Below are 18,203 nucleotides of genomic sequence, written 5' to 3' on the forward strand. Positions count from 1 at the left end.
AGCGCATACAAGAGAAATTAGACTACCATTCACCAATAGAGTTTGGTCAAATGGCAGCCTAAGAGGGTGTTTTATTCGTGTCTCAAATCACTAGGTCAGTCTAGTCTACAAGCTTTTTTAAAGGGTTTGAACTTTATTGGTCGAATACATATTACGTGGTTTTTATAGGATAAGGAGTTGAAAAGATGAAAAGTACGATTGAAATGTTTGTAATCGCTGCAAGAGATGGAAACAACGCGAAAGACTTTTATGAAAGTCTTTTTAATTGGAAAATTATCGATGTGGGCCCTCTGCTGCAAATTTCTGGTGCAGGTATCAACGGACACATTTTAAAATGGCCGCATCAAAATCATCCGACGCATGTCAGCATCTATATGAACGTGGATAACATTCAGGAAAGCTTGGAGAAAGTTGAGGAGACGGGCGGCACTGTTATCTTGCCGGAAATGGCGGTTCCAACTGGCGGTTCCATCGCTCAGCTCGTCGATCCTGATGGAAATATACTCGGCATTTATAAAGGCAGCGGACATAAGTATAAGGAACATAATGAGGAGATAGCATTCCATCAAATTGGATTCTTCGAAATAGCCACAAGAGAAGGGCATCGCTCGCAACAGTTTTATGAAAGTGTCTTTAATTGGAAAATCACTGATGATGGTCCTGTCATGAGTATTTCTAACGAGAATGCTGGACTGAATGGTCACCTCTTCAATTGGACACATGAAGAACTGACCTACCTGACACTGTACATAAAAGTAGATACGATTCCTGATTATTTAGAAAAAGTAACCCAGTTGGGCGGGAAGGTCATCGTCCCAGAGACGCCAATTCCTGAATTCGGTACCTTTGCTCAACTCCAGGATCTCGATGGAAATGTGATGGGAATTTATAGCGGAAGATAATTAATAATGAAACCGGTGGCTGTTAAAAAAGTTGCCGGTTTTTTTGCGTTCACAAAAGATTCGGAATTGTGTAGTTCAGATTGGTTTACGATGATAATAGAATTACAAATCATTTTTGAAAGGGGGAAGAACATCATGAAATATCAAAAGGCTATCAGTATTCTTGTATACACCATCACCATATTAGCCATCGCTGCCACATCCATTGCCATTTTCTCCAACCAAGGACCAGGGGAGTACAAACACTACTCTATTTATGGAGAATCCGTCGCCATTTATGGAAGAGGTCTCTACCAACACGATTCAGCAGCCATGGCGGCTCAAGCCATCGCCCAGGATTATGTCACCTTGTTTTTAGCGATTCCTTTGTTGTTAGTTTCGCTCTATATGACCCGAAAAGGCAAGATTAGAGGAAAACTGCTTCTCGCGGGAACATTAGGATATTTTTTATACACCTATGCCTCTTATTCATTTCTTTCAATGTACAATTCACTGTTCCTAGTCTATGTATCACTAATGTCCGTGTCCTTCTATGCCTTCGTTCTAGTCATGATGTCTTTTGATATTCCTAGCCTGCCGCTTTTTTTTAGCAATAAGCTTCCCATTAAATTAATAGGCATCTTTCTAATCTTTCTATCCGTCGTATTTAGTCTAATGTGGCTGGGTAAAATTGTTCCTTCACTCATAGATCGGACCCCGCCAGATGGCCTTCAGCACTATACCACCCTTGTTATTCAAGCACTAGATCTGGGGTTTGTGATTCCACTAGGAATCTTGGCAGGTGTTTTACTAATGAAGAGAAAACCGTTTGGGTATTTACTTTCATCTATGATGATAATAAAAGAGCTCACTTTATTGACCGCTCTATCTGCGATGGTATTATTCCAAATCCTAGCAGGCATCGAGGTCTTAATGATTATTTTTTGGACCATTCTCCTAATTAATTTGCTGGTGGTTTACTTGATATTTTTGATATTAAAAAATATTAGGGAACCTATTCTAAATGGACCAACGAATATTAGTGCATAAAAAAAGCTATTTGGATCCAGCAAAAATTATTGGATTCAAATAGCTTTTTCTTATTCTATGACTAACCCAGCAATTAATAATGCAAATGGAAAAAGAGCTACGAATAGAATTCTTGCCAAACTCACCCTGCCATATAAAACAATGGTACCAATTTGTTCATCCCAGGTAGATTTCCCATTCTTATTAAGGTCGAAGTAGGAAAAATAAAAGCAAATGAAGTTAAGAATTGGAACGCCAAAACCCATCCCGGCAGCATTCACAAAAATACTTCGCTTTAGTGCAGTCAGAAAGTCAATCGGGTCACCGTTAATGGTTCTCAGTTTAGCATTTAGTAAAGACTTCCCTAGGGTATTTCCAAATATCGAAAGGATTACAGCCTCCACTAAGATCCAGAGGATGAGACTTAACATAAATACAAACAAGCCAGAAGAGTTAACAATAAATTTGGGAGAGAAAATCGATATAAAAGTTATCAGGACTAATGAAAATAAAGATAAATCAAAGAATCGAGCTAAATATCTTACAATAGGTCTACCATTTGGATACGTATCTTTCTTTACTTCTTTCCATTCACTGGCATAATTTAGGAGAAGTGATTCTTCTGTGTAGTTGGAAAATAAATCAAGTGTATTGGCCATTTGCCAACCTGGCAGGTCTTTCGTCCAAATAAAGGTTTCACTGGATAAAATTTTTTGTTCAAACATTTTTTTTAGCTCAAAAAAACCAACTGGTCCTTGCTGTTTGTGATCGCGAATGTAAAACCAGACATTTCCCTCTGCTGGCTCCATTTTACCGCCTCCTTGATTAGGTAAATTATACCATGTAACCGTTTTCGATAGTCTGTATCTATTTTTGAAAAATTTATGACACTTTCAAAGAGCCGGATAAATTTTATGAAAAGAAAAATACTAACAAATGTTCGGAGGTGGAAGGAATGGAACAGAAGGATTTTGAAGAAATTTATGAGCAGTACAAAGAACAAAGCGAGCAGCAAGCCCAAATGGAAGCAGGTCGAAGTAATAGTGATGGGAAAGAAGAGTTCGTCGCGGTAAGGAAAAATGATGACGGGGATATTATTGCCTTTAAAACGAGTACTGGGCGGGAATTAGATTATATTACAGCATTAGACGAAGCCAAGGCTGGTAAGCTTGCCCATGTTGATGTTTTTCATAAATATGGGAGAGACATTATTCGCAGCGAGCCGGATGGGATTAAAGAAAACAATTTAGATCAGTTACCGGAATTTTAATCTTAAAAGACTGAGAGTCCAATGATGCTGCTCAGTTTTTTTCTGTAAGGAAGAACTATCAGTCGGTCAGTAAAAAAAGAGCTTGGAAACCCAAGCTCTTTTACTTATGAGCAAGCTCATATTCACTAATTTTTTCTTCGTAGCTTAATGTGACGCCGATTTCATCCCAGCCGTTAAGCAGCATTTGCTTTGGATAGGGAGCGATATCGAATTTCAGTTCAAAGCCTTCATTGTCATACACGACTTGCTCTTCAAGATTCACGGTTAACGTATAGCCTTCAGTGTCAGCTTTTTTCATAATTGTTTGGACATCGGTTTCGCTTGCTTGGATGGCAAGAATACCATTCTTCACGCAGTTATTTTTAAAAATATCGGCGTAGCTTGGTGCGATAATGACTTTGAAGCCAAAGTCCTGTACAGCCCACGGGGCATGCTCCCGGGAAGAACCGCAGCCAAAATTATCGCCTGCTACCAAAATGGATGCACCTTGATATTGAGGGGCGTTTAATGGAAAATCCTCACGTAGTTCTCCATTGTCATCGAAACGCCAATGATAAAACAGGAATTGACCAAAGCCGCTACGCTCAATCCTCTTTAAAAACTGCTTCGGAATAATTTGGTCTGTATCAACATTAGTCCGGCTTAATGGACAAACAAGGCCTTGATGTATACGTAATGGTTCCATTTTTTAACTAACCTCCTGTGCAGTGAATTGGCGGACATCAACAAAACGGCCAGCGACCGCAGCGGCAGCAGCCATTTCAGGGCTGACTAAGTGGGTACGTGCGCCGTTACCTTGACGGCCTTCAAAGTTTCGGTTAGAAGTTGAAGCACAGCGTCCGCCTGGAGGAACGATATCGTCATTCATCGCCAAGCACATACTGCAGCCGGCTTCGCGCCACTCAAATCCTGCCTCTTTAAAGACTTCGTCTATGCCCTCTTTTTCAGCAGCCAGTTTGATGCTGAAGGAACCTGGAACAACGATTGCTTTTACAGAAGGATTAACCTTACGGCCACGGATAACTTCAGCCGCTTTACGTAAATCACTTAAGCGTGAGTTTGTACATGAACCAATGAATACATGGTCAATCTGAACACTGGAAATCGGCTGACCAGCTTCAAGACCCATGTATTGAAGGGCGCGGTTAATCTCGTCTTTTTCACTTGGTTTATCTGTTTCATCTGGAGTAGGAACAGTTGCTGTGATAGGTATACACATTCCTGGGTTAGTTCCCCATGTTACCTGCGGTTCTACTTCGGATGCTTCAATTTCGACTACAGCATCATATGTGGCACCTTCATCAGTAGCAAGTCCTTTCCAGCGAGCGACAGCTTTTTCGAATTCCTCACCTTGAGGAACATGACGGCGACCTTTTAAGTATTCAAAAGTCGTTTCATCAGGGGTTATAAGTCCGGCTCTTGCACCAGCCTCAATCGACATGTTGCAGACAGTCATTCGTTCTTCCATAGACATGGCGCGGATGGATTCACCTGTGTATTCCATCACATAACCGGTACCAAATTGGACCCCGAACTTTCCAATTATCGCAAGGATTAAATCTTTTGCTGTTACGCCTGTCCCAAGTTTCCCATTTACTTTTACATTTAGGGTTTTTGGTGGTGCCTGCCAAAGGGTTTGTGTTGCAAGGACATGTTCCACTTCGCTTGTACCGATACCAAACGCTAGCGCACCGAATGCACCGTGGGTAGAAGTATGGCTATCACCGCAGACAATCGTTTTTCCAGGCTGAGTAAGGCCTAGTTCTGGACCAATAACATGGACAATTCCGTTATCAGGATGATGAATGTCAGCCAGTGGAACTTCGAAATCTTGGCAATTTTGCTGTAAGGTATCGATTTGTTTTTTCGAGATCGGGTCGTTAATCGTAAGACGCTGGCGAGTTGGAACGTTATGATCCATTGTCGCAAATGTAAGATCCGGCCGGCGCACTTTGCGTCCGTTCATTCGTAAGCCCTCAAACGCCTGAGGAGAGGTTACTTCGTGAACAAGATGCAAATCAATATATAGTAAATCAGGTTTCCCTTCTTCCTGATAGACAACATGCTGTTCCCAAATCTTTTGGATAATATTTTTTGGTGTTTGCATAAGCTTCTCCTTCCTCACATTAATAGATAGGATGAATATTTCTTGCTATTAAGAATTTATCTGCGGAAAAAATCATTTTATCTGCGATAATTAACTATTTATCTGCGAAAACACATATTTTATCTGCGATAATCGACTGTTTATCTGCGGAAATCATTCATTTATCTGCGAAACCCAAAAACTCAGGCAGATTCTAGTAATAAACCGCCAGGACCTCATTCGAGCCTGACGGTTTCACTAACGCTTTTTTAAACGTAACAGCTCATGATACATTTAGAAGGACTTTGAGATTTGATATAATCAACAATCAATCGAGTCATTTCCGCTGTACCTACTTGGCGGCCCTCAGTAATCTGCAGATCGGCTGTGTGGAAGCCGGCATCCAGTACGGATTGGACCGCATCCTCAATCATTTTCGCTTCATCATCTAATTTGAATGAATATCGTAGCATAAGTGCAGCAGATAAAATCATCGCGACAGGATTGGCAATACCCTTGCCGGCAATATCTGGAGCAGAGCCATGAACAGGTTCGTAAAGTCCAACACCGGATTCATTTAAACTAGCAGAAGGGAGCATGCCAAGTGAGCCAGTTAATACCGAAGCCTCATCACTTAAGATATCTCCAAACATATTCTCCGTTACGATAACATCGAAATGAGATGGATTGGTAATCAGCTTCATTGCTGCCGCATCCACTAAAACATGTTCAAGGGCAACATCTGGATATTGTGCCTTTTTCTCTTCGACAATCTCACGCCAAAGCTTACTGGATTCAAGCACATTAGCTTTATCAACTGAAGTAAGGCGTCCGCGCCGGCCTTGTGCTGCCTGAAACGCTTTGTCTACAATTCTTTCAATCTCCCCGCGAGTATAGGCAAGTGTATCAACTACTAGCTGGCCGTTGTCACGACGTTCACTTGGAGATCCAAAGTAAATACCGCCAGTTAATTCACGAACAATAAGGAGGTCGCTTCCTGAAACTACTTCTTCCTTTAATGGTGAAGCATGGAGCAAATTCTTAAACCCTTTAATCGGACGAAGGTTTGCATATAAGTCCAATGCTTTGCGGATACCTAGCAAGCCTCTTTCAGGACGTAAGTGGGAAGGGTTGTTATCCCATTTTGGCCCGCCTACTGCACCAAGTAATACCGCATCTGCTTGCTTGCAGGCATCAACGGTTGATTCTGGAAGGGGAGTGCCGTAAAGGTCAATGGCTGCTCCTCCGATTTCATGGGTTTCGAAGCTAAAAGAGTGGTTATATTCTTCAGCAATTGCATTTAATACATCTTTCGCAGATTCAATAACTTCCTTGCCGATACCATCACCGGGAAGTAAGACAATTTGTTTTTTCATTAGAAGCAACCTCCTCATTTTTTGTATTGGTTCTTTTAAATTTGTCTGTTGATTTCCGCTCCAGGCACTCGCTTTCCGCGGGCGGTTCGGGAGCCTCCTCGGCGCTTGAAGCGCCTGTGGGGTCTCCCTTGACCCGTTTTTCCCGCAGGAGTCTCGCGCCTTCTGCTCCAATCAACAGAGTAGTAAAATCAACGATTAACTCTTGTAATGGATGGGCGCCTGTGAGTGAGGCGCCTAGAACTATTAAAGTGCTGCTGGTTCTTTAACAATAGCTTTTTGGTTAAAAAATACACGATTGACAGCATTCAAAAACGCTTTTGCGGAAGCTTCCAACACATCCTGAGCTGAAGCACGTCCGCTGACATTCGTGCCGTTTACGGTCATTTTTACATGGACTTCAGCAAGTGCATCTCGTCCGCGGCCTACTGAACTTAAGTTAAAATCAGTAAGATGGATTTCTTCTTTTATTAGTGCTTCCAATGTGTTCATTAGAGCTTCTACGCTACCGGACCCAGTTCGGGCAGTTTCAACCCGAATGCCTTCAGGAGTCGTAAGAGCAACTGTGGCAGTCGGCAGATTCGCTGATCCGTATTGAACCTGAAACGCAACAAGTTCATATTTTTTCACATCGATAGCCGCTGTTTGGATATCAATTAAAATCGTAAATAAATCCTCATCGGTTACTTCTTTTTTCCGGTCTGTTAATTGCTTGAAAGACTGGAAGGCTTCATTAAGCTTTTCTTGAGATAATTCAAAGCCCAACTGCTCGATTTTGTCTTTAAAAGCATGACGTCCTGAATGCTTACCAAGGACAAGATCATTGGATCCGACCCCAACCATCGAAGGTGTAATAATTTCATAAGTTAACGCATTTTTTAACACGCCGTCCTGGTGAATCCCGGATTCATGGGCAAAGGCATTTTTTCCAACAACGGCTTTATTAGGAGGGACCTTCATCCCGGTAAAGCGGCTTACTAAGTCGCTGGTGCGTTTGATTTCTTTTAAAACTAGATTCGTAGTAAATGGATATTTATCTTTGCGAATATTTAAGGCAACAGCAATTTCTTCTAATGATGCGTTTCCAGCACGTTCACCAATTCCGTTGATCGTTCCTTCAACTTGAGTTACGCCATTTTCAATCGCTGCGAGCGAGTTAGCAACGGCCATTCCTAAGTCATCATGGCAGTGGCAGGATAATGCTGCCCTATGGATATTTGGAACGTTTTCCCTTACGTAACGGAACATGCGACCGTATTCCTCTGGTGTTGTGTAACCGACCGTATCTGGAAGATTAATAACGGTTGCTCCAGCATCAATGACTTTCGTAATGATTCGGACTAGAAAATCAAGATCGGACCGGGATGCATCTTCAGCTGACCATTCAATATGCGGAAATCTCTGTCTTGCATAAGCGACCATGTCTACCGCAGTCTGAACAACTTGATCCTCAGTTTTCATTAATTTATATTTCATATGGATAGGGGAGGTAGCTAGGAAAACATGCAATCTTGGTTCTGCTGCATCTTTTAATGCATCCCACGCAATGTCAATGTCCGATTTTGTTGCTCGGGCCAAACCAGTGACGGAAGAATTTTTTATCGTTCTGGCAATAGCTCTTACGGCTTCGAAATCGCCTTGAGAGGAAGCCGGGAAGCCGGCCTCCATAATATCCACGCCAAACCGCTCAAGCTGTCTGGCAATTTCTAATTTTTCAAGCTGGTTTAAATTTACACCAGGAGATTGTTCGCCATCGCGTAAGGTCGTATCAAAGATGTTAACGTGAACCATTTACCACCACTTCCTTCTTTTGGTTTACTGGCTTTTTAATAAATGGCATTAAAGCGCGAAGTTCACGGCCAACTACCTCAATTTGGTGATTGTTTTCGCTGCGGTTAATCGCATTGAATTGTGGACGATTAGCCTGGTTTTCTAGGATCCATCCTTTTGCGAAGGCACCTGTTTGGATATCCTTTAATACGTCTTTCATACGTGCTTTTGTATCTTCATTTACAACGCGTGGTCCAGAAACGAAATCTCCCCATTGTGCTGTATCAGAGATAGAATAGCGCATGTTTTCTAATCCACCTTCGTATAAAAGGTCAACGATTAATTTCAATTCATGTAAGCACTCGAAGTAAGCAACTTCAGGCTGATATCCTGCTTCTACTAGCGTTTCGAAGCCTGCTTTGATTAGGGCAGTAGTACCGCCGCAAAGAACTGCCTGCTCTCCGAATAAATCTGTTTCTGTTTCTTCTTGGAAAGTAGTTTCTAGTACACCTGCACGGGCTGCTCCAACTCCCTTTGCATATGCAAGTGCTAGTTCACGTGCTTGACCAGTATAGTCTTGGTAAACGGCATAAAGGGCAGGAACGCCAGCACCTTCTGTATACGTACGACGTACTAAGTGTCCTGGACCTTTTGGAGCAACTAGGAATACGTCAACATCTGCTGGAGGAACGATTTGTGTAAAATGAACGTTGAAACCATGTGCAAAAACTAAAGCATTTCCAGCTTCAAGATTTGGCTTGATGCTTTCTTCATAAACCTTTGGTTGCATTTCATCTGGAAGAAGAACCATAATCACGTCACCTTGACGGGCAGCTTCTGCTACAGTTGTTACTTCAACACCATCTTCAACTGCTTTATCCCAAGATTTACCTCCGCGTAGACCAACAACAACATCAAAGCCGCTTTCCTTTAAGTTAAGTGCGTGTGCATGACCTTGTGAGCCATATCCGATTACTGCGATTTTCTTTCCTTGTAAAACTGCCTCTTGAATATCACCGTTATATAGTACTTTTGCCATTTTAAATCATCCTCTCAAATATATTAGTTATTTTAATAGTGAATATGTTGCTAGTTCGTTTACTTGCGGTTGATGACCGCGTTGGAAAGCAGTCAGGCCAGTTCTGGCAATTTCTTTAATGCCGAATGGTCTTAGTAACTCAATCAAAGCATCGATTTTATCAGGACGGCCTGTGATTTGAACGGCCAAACTATCTTTACTCACATCGATGATCAAGGCACGGAATGGATCGATAATTCCGTTGATTTCGCTGCGGAGTTGTGAACTGCTCGCCACTTTTATTAGTGCTAGTTCCCTTACCACGATTGCTTTATCGGTAATATCGGAAACTTTTAAAACATCAATTTGCTTGTTTAATTGTTTTGTAACCTGCTCAAGGCGTTGGTCATCTTCGACTTCGACGACTAGAGTCATTTTTGAGATTCCTTCTGTTTCGGTTTTTCCTACTGAAATGCTCTCAATATTAAATTGCCGCCTTTGCAAGAGACCAGTAACTCGGTTCAAAACACCACTTCGATCTTGGACCGTTAGAGTGATAATTCGTTTCATGATGGTTTCACCCCAATCATTTCATGTATCCCTTTACCTGGAGCAATCATTGGAAAAACTTTTTCCTGCTGAAACACTCGGCAATCCATGAGTACAGGACCGTTATAAGCAAACACTTCTGGAAGCTTGGTGATTAGTTCTTCCTGGGTTTCGATTTTCAATCCGCGAATATGATAGCTTTCTGCAAGCTTTACAAAATCCGGCTGTGAATGAAGAATCGATTCAGAAATACGATTGCCGTGCAGCAATTCCTGCCACTGACGAACCATTCCGAGTGCTCCATTATTAACGATAATGATTTTGATTGGCAGGTTCTGTTCATAGATTACAGACAGTTCCTGTAAAGTCATTTGGAAACCGGCATCACCGACAATTGCGACAACAGTGCTTTCATGAGAAGCCATTTGTGCTCCAATTGCAGCAGGGAAGCCAAAGCCCATTGTTCCTAGTCCACCGGAGGTGACCCAGCGATGTGGTTTTTCAAAATTGTAATATTGTGCGGCCCACATTTGGTGCTGACCAACATCGGTTGTGACGACTGCATCACCACTTGTTACTTTATGAATGGCTTCAATCAGCCATTGCGGGCTCATTCCGTTTGGAGTGTGTTTATACCAAAGCGGGAATTCATCTTTATATTTGGCCAGTGTTTCTAACCATGGTTCGTGTTCGGGCGATTCAGGTGTTTGATTGATCAGCTCGACTAATGCTTCCTTTGCGTCCGAAACGATAGGTATTACAGTTGGAACATTTTTTCCAATTTCTGCAGGGTCGATATCGATATGAGCGACCTTTGCACTTGGTGCATAGTGTTTTAGATTTCCAGTAAGACGGTCATCAAAACGTGCCCCAATATTGATGAGTAAGTCACATTCGTACATCGCCATGTTGGCTGCATATGTTCCGTGCATACCACCCATTCCAAGAGAGAGAGGGCTGTTAGCAGGGAATGCTCCAAGACCAAGCAGTGTAGTCACTACAGGAAGTTGATGCTTCTGTGCAAAAGCTGTTAATTCTGCAGAAGCTTTGCCGTGAAGGACACCAGCACCCGCTAGTACGAGAGGCTTCTTCGCCTTAACAAGTGCATCTGCCAGTTTTTTGATTTGCAGCGGATTTGGCTTTGTTGTCGGCTGGTAACCTGGCAAGTGAATGCTTACTTCTTCTTGTTCTCCGGTTACAACTCCAGCTGAAATATCTTTTGGTATGTCGATAAGGACTGGTCCTGGTCGGCCGGTAGAAGCAATATGAAAGGCTTCCTTTACGATTCTTGGCAGGTCAGTAATGGATTGAACCTGATAATTATGTTTCGTAATCGGTGTCGTGATCGCCATAACGTCCGCTTCCTGGAAAGCATCGGTTCCAATGACACTGCGTGCAACCTGGCCTGTGAAAATCACGAGTGGTAAGGAGTCCATCATAGCATCTGTAATTCCTGTAACCAGGTTTGTTGCCCCAGGTCCTGAGGTGGCAAGGACTACTCCTGGCTTCCCAGTAATTCTCGCATAACCTTCTGCAGCATGGATACTGCCTTGTTCGTGACGGAAGAGGACATGCTTGATTCTATCCTGTGCCCGATAAATGGCGTCATATATTGGCAAGACAGCACCACCTGGATACCCAAAAATGGTATCAGCTCCTTCATTTATCAGTAAATCAATGAGAAGGTCTGCACCTGTTTTTGGTGCGGTACTGGTTTGGAATTCCAGCTTTGCTTCAACTTTCACCTTGTTTCCCTCCTTAAGGGTATTTGAATATTAAAAAAACTCAGCGTATAGCTTTGTCTTGTTTAAACATAGTAAAAAAGACCTTATTCTCCCCGAATAAACTGCAGTTAAGAAATCAAAGCAGAATAATCGGGGAGAAAAGGCCTTTCATTTTCTCGGTACCACCCGGTTTTTACAGTATCCTTACGAATACTGCCTTATGAAGCGACTATTAAATCAAAAAACGCTTCTTTTTGTAACAGGTGTCAAAGCTAACACCCGGTTGCGCCTACTAAACTCATGGCCGTTCAGCACAACACTCAGGGATGATGTCAGAATAGGTTGTATTACTGGGCTTCCAGCGACCCCAGCTCTCTGAAAATACAATTGTCTATTCCTTTATTCCCGTCATCGATTTTTAATATTTTTTTGTCAAATGATGAATCATTTAACGCTTTAGTACCTTAGCTTCCTTGGGAAGGGGAGGGGTACTACTAATTCCCATTTGTATTCTCTATATCTTCATGATTCCGCCAGTATTGGCAGAGGTAACAAGCTTTGCATATTTTGCAAGATAACCAGTTTTAATTTTTGGCTCTGGTTTAACCCAAGCAGAGCGTCTTTCAGTTAAAACCTCGTCATCGACGAGAAGTTCAATGGATCTTGCTTCAAGATCAATTAAAATTTTGTCACCATTTTCAACTAGAGCGATAGGTCCGCCTTCAGCTGCTTCAGGAGAGATATGACCGATTGAAATTCCTCGGCTGGCTCCTGAGAAACGTCCATCAGTAATGAGGGCGACTTCTTTTCCTAAGCCGCGGCCAGCAATAGCAGAGGTAGGAGCAAGCATTTCTGGCATCCCCGGTCCGCCTTTTGGACCTTCGTAACGAATAACAACAACATGGCCTGATTTTACAGTACCATTATTAATGTTTTCTTGTGCGTCATCCTGTGACTCAAATACAATTGCTTCCCCAAGGAAGGTTTTAATCGATGGATCGACGGCGCCAACCTTGATAACACCGCCATCTGGTGCAATGTTTCCATACAGGATGGAAAGTCCGCCGACAGGGCTATATGGATTGTCTTTTGTCCGAATCACCGCTTCATTTGTGATTGTTGCTTCCTTCACATTTTCGGCAAGTGTTTTTCCAGTAATCGTCAAGCAGTTATCATGCAAGGCGCCTTCAACTTTGTAAAGCTCATTGATGATGGCACTAACACCGCCTGCACGGTGAACATCGTCCATGGAATAATCAGATGCTGGCATAATTTTTGCTAGATAAGGAACTTTTTCTGCAATTTTGTTGATTTCGCGAAGATCGTACTCAATACCAGCTTCATGGGCGATGGCTAAGGTATGTAATACCGTGTTAGTTGAACCGCCCATAGCCATATCAAGTGCAAATGCATTATCAATCGCTTCTCTTGTAATGATATCGCGTGGGCGAATATCTTTTTTCACTAATTCAATTAGATGTCTGGCAGCCTGACGAATTAATTCATGTCTTTCTTCTGAAGTCGCAATGATTGTTCCGTTTCCTGGAACCGTCATTCCTAGAACTTCCATAAGGCAGTTCATGGAGTTTGCTGTAAACATCCCTGAACAAGAGCCGCATGTTGGACAAGCGTTTGTTTCAATGTCAAGGAGCTGCTGCTGAGTAATTGTACCGTTATGATAAGCACCAACTCCTTCAAAAACAGAAGTGAGAGAAAGCTGCTTCCCGGATGAGGATACACCGGCTTCCATTGGACCACCAGATACAAAAACAGATGGTACATTAGTTCTAGCCGCTGCCATTAACATTCCTGGAGTGATTTTGTCACAGTTTGGAATGTAAAACACTCCATCAAACCAATGGGCATTAATAACTGTTTCAGCACTATCCGCGATAATCTCACGGCTTGGAAGAGAATAGCGCATTCCAATATGTCCCATGGCAATACCGTCATCGACACCGATGGTATTAAATTCGAATGGGATACCACCTGCTTCACGGATTGCTTCTTTTACAATCTCACCGAAATGATTAAGGTGTTTATGTCCTGGAATAATTTCAATAAACGAGTTACAAACACCGATGAACGGCTTTTCTAAGTCACTCGTTTTTACCCCGGTTGCGTATAATAAGCTGCGGTGGGGGGCTCGATCAATCCCCTTTTTAATCATATCGCTTCGCATTTTTTTATCTCCTAACTGACGATGGCGTGACCTGCGCTTGTTGGATAACAAGCCACTCCGTCCGTTGTGACAATTCGTCTAAATTCCTCTAATAATTGATTTGTGATTTTCCCTGGTTTACCGTCTTTAATCACTCGTCGATCCACATCAATGACGGCAATCACTTCGACAGCTGTTCCAGTTAAGAAAACTTCATCTGCGGTATAAACATCGTGTCTTGTAAAAGGTGTTTCTCTTACTTCGAAACCTTTAGCCCTTGCGACATCGATAATGGCATTTCGTGTAATTCCTTCTAATGCTCCTAAGTAAACCGGAGGAGTATAGATGACTCCATTTTTTACAATGAAGATATTATCAGCTGATCCTTCCGTAACATAACCTTGGTCATTCAGCATTAATGCTTCCTGGACACCAACCTGATTGGCTTCCAGCTTTACAAGGATATTATTCAAGTAGTTCAGCGATTTAATTTGTGGGCTCAGTACATCTGGGCGATTTCTTCTGCTCGCAACAGAGGCGATTTTGATTCCATGCTCGTAAAACTCCTTTGGATACATGGTCAACTCCTCAGCGATAATGATTACATTTGGATTAGAGCAGGAAGAAGGGTCCAGTCCGAGATTCCCTTTACCGCGTGAAACAACGACACGAATATAGGCGCTTTCTAGCTGATTTTTACTAATCGTTTCTACGATTAGTTGTGTCATTTCCTCCTGTGTATATGGAATCTTCAACATAATGGATTGTGCTGATTCATATAGCCTTTTTAGGTGGGCATCGAGCCTGAAGACGTTTCCGCTGTAAACACGGATACCTTCAAATACTCCATCACCATATAAAAAGCCATGGTCAAATACTGATACTACAGCATCCTCTTTCTTGACGAACTGGCCGCCAAGGAATATCCATTGACTTCCCAACTTAACCACTCCTATATATCAGTTTCTTATTGACGATAATCATACAACCAATCGGAAACATGGTCAATATAAAAATCAGACAATTCAAACTAATCAAAATAATTGGTAGCGTTTTCATTCTTGTTCTAATAAGGAAAAAGCGATTAAAAATTTTTTTGAAATTTTTTTCTATTAAGTATTTTTGGGGTGGTAAGGAGGAGGTGGAAATGAGAGGAAAGTAAGGTGGAGGTTTTAGAAACTATTAAAAAGATAACTCTAAAACTTTATTACAATTCGAACTAAAATACCTACTGTAAGATAGTTTTTTCTATTCCAACTTTGCTAGTTGTTCATATACTTCCTGTAAAGTAGTAAATCCTTTCTTTTGAGCGATTTCTAGATAATACCCCCAAATTTGGGCGGTCATCATGGCATCCCCAAGGGCATGGTGCCGATCACGTATCTCAATCCCACAAGCGATGCATACCTCTTCAAGCGGGGATGATTTCATAGATGAGTCAACAAGACGAATTAAAAAAGAAGTATCTATTATCCGATGGCTAAATTTAGTTCGTAAATGATCTCGAGTCATTTTCTTCATAAAAGAAAGTTCATGGTTGGCGTGATGGGCGACAAGTGTTGCTCCATTAACAAACTTGAAAAACTGCATTAACACATCTGAAGCATTCGGTGCATTCTGTAAATCAATTTCTCCTATATTGGTTAAAGTGGTAATTTCAGCAGATAGTGAGAGGTTTGATTTAATGAGTGAATAAAAAGTTTCTGCTGTCTCAATTTTCAAACCAGTCATCTTAATGGCGCCGATAGAAAGAACATAATCTCCTTTTTCGGGGTAAAATCCTGTTGTTTCCAAATCAAACACGACTACCTTTAACTCGCTAAGAGGGGTGTCTAAGCTGCTTTTTTGTTTCATTTCATTTTGAAGATTCCTAATGAAAGCTAGTTGCTGTGAAGTAGAATACCCCCCCATACCTGCATAAATACTCGAATTGAGCTTCCCGGATATTTGCCGGAAAAATTGGATCATTTCATTCATTCCCATTTTAATCATCCTTTTCTAGTAACTTCCTCACAAGTCGATAAAAGACAGCGCCGTTTCTGATGATGTCCTTTAACTCTCTTTTTTGTTTTTTGGTTAACGTTTGGATGGATAGAAAATGTCCTGATTCATAGTTAGTATGATTTCCAAATAATAGGCGGTAGTTTAAGAGTGTTACTAGATGCCCTTTATATAATTCTTTTTCAGAAGAGGGAAGAATGTTATTTTCCAGTCTATCGAGTCTTGATAGGGTTGAGGTTTCCAACATATTTTCGTGAATGGCTAAAAGGCGTACGGCATTTACATACGGGAATAGACCAATTTCCTTTAGATTAAGTGATCCTGCAAAGGGGCCATGTGTTTCAACTAATAAATTCCCTAAAATGTTTATCCCTCTTTTAACGAACATCGTATTACCTAGAACCTTTGAGATAAGATGTTCTTTATGCACGGTTTGATAAACAAGCGTTTTTAGTTTGTCGATATATTCAGGCTCACCAAACAAGGATCTTCCATCAATAAAAATTAATAGATGTCGAATCGATTCCCAGGAGGAGTCAAGAATCCAATTCATTAATTGCTGCTCCCATTCAAATAAGGATTTACACCACATTGGGTTGCTGGACATGACTCCGCCATCACAGTAATCATAACCGGCTTGGTATAGGCCTTCGGAAATTTCCTTTCCCAATTGTAAAAAATAGACTTGTGTGTCTGGATTTGTTTCCTGATAAATGATTCCGTGGTCTTGATCACTCCAAATAGATTGTTCCGATCGACCTGCACTTCCCATAATAAAAAAAGAGAAAGGACATGGCGGTGGGCCATTTTTTACAACTATTTGATTGATGGATAAATGGATGACTCGCTTCATGATTTCATCATGGAGACGGTTAAGTTTAAAGTGGTCAAGAGAGACCTCAGGTATCTGCCGATTCCTGTAGTCCCTAATCTCTAAGTAGCTGGTTTCATTCATCTATTTCACCACTTTTCTATTAAAAATTGCCCCCAGCCCCAAAAAGGGGCGGGAAGCTAAATATAAGGGTTAAGCATTTAGTTTTTGCTCTGCTTTTACTAATTCCGGATAGCCGTAGCTTCCATGTTCGCTCAAATCAAGACCAATAATTTCTTCCTCTTCTGTCACTCGCAGCCCATTCATGACTGCCTTCATGATGGATAAAAGAATAAAGGAAACGATAAAGGCAAATGCGCCGCAGGCGAGAACCCCAATGGCCTGAACCCCTAACTGATGAAGGCCGCCTCCATAAAATAATCCAGGTTGGCCAACGGTTGCTAATTTCTTTGTAGCAAAAAATCCAGTGGATAATGTACCCCAAACTCCGGCAGCACCATGGACAGATAAAGCTGCGATAGGGTCATCAATTTTTCTATTTTCAAAGAATCTAATGCTGTAAAATACGAGGATCCCGGCAATAAAGCCAATCACAACAGCTGCCCAAGTATCCACAAAGGCACAGGAAGCGGTAATGGCAACTAAACCTGCCAATGCGCCGTTTAACATCATTGGTACATCTGCTTTTCCCATTACTATCCATGATATGATCATTGCTGCTATTGTCCCGGCGGCAGCTGCCAGATTTGTATTTAGGGCAACGAAGCCAAAGAAGCCTTTATCAACGGATAATGTACTGCCGGCATTAAAACCGAACCATCCAACCCATAAGAGTAAGACACTTAACGCTGTAAACACTTGGTTATGTCCAGCTAGATTATTAGCAGAGCCATCTTTATTATATTTCCCAATCCGAGGTTTCAGGATTATTGTTGCTGCTAAAGCTGCCATTGCACCTGTTAAATGGACTACTGTAGAACCGGCAAAGTCTTGTTCACCATGTTCTGCTAACCAGCCGCCGCCCCAAATCCAATGGGCAATTGGGGGATAAACAATAACGGAGAATAAGACCGCGAATACTAGGTATGCTCCTAATTTTGCTCGTTCAGCAAACCCGCCAAACGCAATCGTTAAGGAAATACCTGCAAAGGCTAATTGGAATAAAAAGAAAACCGAACCGGAGAGCGATAGACTATCTATATCATATCCTGAGTAAAAGAAATCAGAGAAGCCGATTAGAGAATTGCCCTTTCCAAAGATTAACCCAAAGCCGACTGCCCAAAATACAATCGAGCCTATCCCAAACGTTAGAATGGTTTTGCCGGCAATGTGTCCAGCGTTTTTCATCCGGGTGGACCCTGTTTCTAATAGGATAAACCCTCCAATCATTAAAATGACAAGGACAGCACCAAGCATGACCCACATACTGTTCATTAAGAATAATGTATCCATCGATTCTCCTCCTTTTTAGTTATGTTAATTTTCTTAACATTCGATGTAGTTGTATTT

Annotated in this window: 16 protein-coding genes; 3 read left to right on the forward strand and 13 right to left on the reverse strand. The window is 41.7% G+C overall.

The window, feature by feature from the left end; genetic code table 11:
* Window positions 1–185 precede the first annotated feature (185 nt).
* The gene (locus ABES02_RS12395) at window positions 186–902 is read left to right on the forward strand and encodes a VOC family protein (RefSeq protein WP_430134948.1); all 717 of its coding nucleotides are present in this window, start codon (window positions 186–188) and stop codon (window positions 900–902) included.
* A gap of 135 nt (window positions 903–1,037) precedes the next feature.
* A complete protein-coding gene (locus ABES02_RS12400) occupies window positions 1,038–1,931 on the forward strand; it encodes a hypothetical protein (RefSeq protein WP_430134951.1) in 894 nt (297 codons plus the stop codon).
* Between the two features lie 50 nt (window positions 1,932–1,981).
* On the opposite strand, the gene ABES02_RS12405 is transcribed toward ABES02_RS12400, so the two are convergent.
* On the reverse strand, window positions 1,982–2,719 hold the full coding sequence (locus tag ABES02_RS12405) for an RDD family protein (protein WP_430134954.1): 738 nt from the start codon (window positions 2,717–2,719) through the stop codon (window positions 1,982–1,984).
* Window positions 2,720–2,865: 146 nt separating this feature from the next.
* On the opposite strand from ABES02_RS12405, the gene ABES02_RS12410 reads away from it, so the two are divergent.
* Window positions 2,866–3,180, forward strand: a complete 315-nt coding sequence (locus tag ABES02_RS12410; protein ID WP_430134957.1) for a DUF3892 domain-containing protein — start codon at window positions 2,866–2,868, stop codon at window positions 3,178–3,180.
* Between the two features lie 100 nt (window positions 3,181–3,280).
* Here ABES02_RS12410 and leuD read toward each other — a convergent pair whose 3' ends face one another.
* The 12 genes from leuD to ABES02_RS12470 form a co-directional block, all read right to left on the reverse strand.
* Window positions 3,281–3,865: a 3-isopropylmalate dehydratase small subunit gene (gene leuD / locus ABES02_RS12415; protein ID WP_430134960.1), complete on the reverse strand. Its 585-nt coding sequence runs from the start codon at window positions 3,863–3,865 to the stop codon at window positions 3,281–3,283.
* Window positions 3,866–3,868: 3 nt separating this feature from the next.
* Window positions 3,869–5,287 carry a 3-isopropylmalate dehydratase large subunit gene (leuC, locus tag ABES02_RS12420; RefSeq protein WP_430134963.1) on the reverse strand — a complete coding sequence of 473 codons (1,419 nt, stop codon included), beginning with the start codon at window positions 5,285–5,287 and terminating at the stop codon, window positions 3,869–3,871.
* A 248-nt stretch (window positions 5,288–5,535) separates the two neighbouring features.
* Window positions 5,536–6,642, reverse strand: a complete 1,107-nt coding sequence (gene leuB, locus ABES02_RS12425) for a 3-isopropylmalate dehydrogenase (RefSeq protein ID WP_430134966.1) — start codon at window positions 6,640–6,642, stop codon at window positions 5,536–5,538.
* 243 nt (window positions 6,643–6,885) lie between these two features.
* Window positions 6,886–8,430, reverse strand: a complete 1,545-nt coding sequence (locus ABES02_RS12430; RefSeq protein ID WP_430134968.1) for a 2-isopropylmalate synthase — start codon at window positions 8,428–8,430, stop codon at window positions 6,886–6,888.
* On the reverse strand, window positions 8,417–9,448 hold the full coding sequence (gene ilvC / locus ABES02_RS12435; protein WP_430134970.1) for a ketol-acid reductoisomerase: 1,032 nt from the start codon (window positions 9,446–9,448) through the stop codon (window positions 8,417–8,419). The genes ABES02_RS12430 and ilvC overlap by 14 nt, the downstream gene beginning before the upstream one ends.
* Before the next feature lie 27 nt (window positions 9,449–9,475).
* Entirely contained in the window at window positions 9,476–9,997 is a 522-nt protein-coding gene (gene ilvN / locus ABES02_RS12440; protein ID WP_430134972.1) for an acetolactate synthase small subunit, read from the reverse strand.
* Entirely contained in the window at window positions 9,994–11,721 is a 1,728-nt protein-coding gene (ilvB, locus tag ABES02_RS12445) for a biosynthetic-type acetolactate synthase large subunit (RefSeq protein ID WP_430134975.1), read from the reverse strand. The genes ilvN and ilvB overlap by 4 nt, the downstream gene beginning before the upstream one ends.
* A 493-nt stretch (window positions 11,722–12,214) precedes the next feature.
* Entirely contained in the window at window positions 12,215–13,882 is a 1,668-nt protein-coding gene (ilvD, locus tag ABES02_RS12450; RefSeq protein ID WP_430134978.1) for a dihydroxy-acid dehydratase, read from the reverse strand.
* Between the two features lie 11 nt (window positions 13,883–13,893).
* Complete coding sequence (gene ilvE / locus ABES02_RS12455; protein ID WP_430134981.1) at window positions 13,894–14,802, reverse strand: branched-chain-amino-acid transaminase; 909 nt, start codon at window positions 14,800–14,802, stop codon at window positions 13,894–13,896.
* Between the two features lie 307 nt (window positions 14,803–15,109).
* Window positions 15,110–15,844 carry an exonuclease domain-containing protein gene (locus ABES02_RS12460; RefSeq protein WP_430134983.1) on the reverse strand — a complete coding sequence of 245 codons (735 nt, stop codon included), beginning with the start codon at window positions 15,842–15,844 and terminating at the stop codon, window positions 15,110–15,112.
* A 1-nt stretch (window position 15,845) separates the two neighbouring features.
* Entirely contained in the window at window positions 15,846–16,817 is a 972-nt protein-coding gene (locus tag ABES02_RS12465; RefSeq protein WP_430134985.1) for a DUF294 nucleotidyltransferase-like domain-containing protein, read from the reverse strand.
* A gap of 69 nt (window positions 16,818–16,886) precedes the next feature.
* Window positions 16,887–18,146 carry an ammonium transporter gene (locus ABES02_RS12470; protein ID WP_430134988.1) on the reverse strand — a complete coding sequence of 420 codons (1,260 nt, stop codon included), beginning with the start codon at window positions 18,144–18,146 and terminating at the stop codon, window positions 16,887–16,889.
* Window positions 18,147–18,203 lie beyond the last annotated feature (57 nt).

It is taken from the genome of Neobacillus pocheonensis, from assembly GCF_050477905.1.
In the GTDB taxonomy this organism is placed as follows: domain Bacteria; phylum Bacillota; class Bacilli; order Bacillales; family Cytobacillaceae; genus Neobacillus; species Neobacillus pocheonensis_A.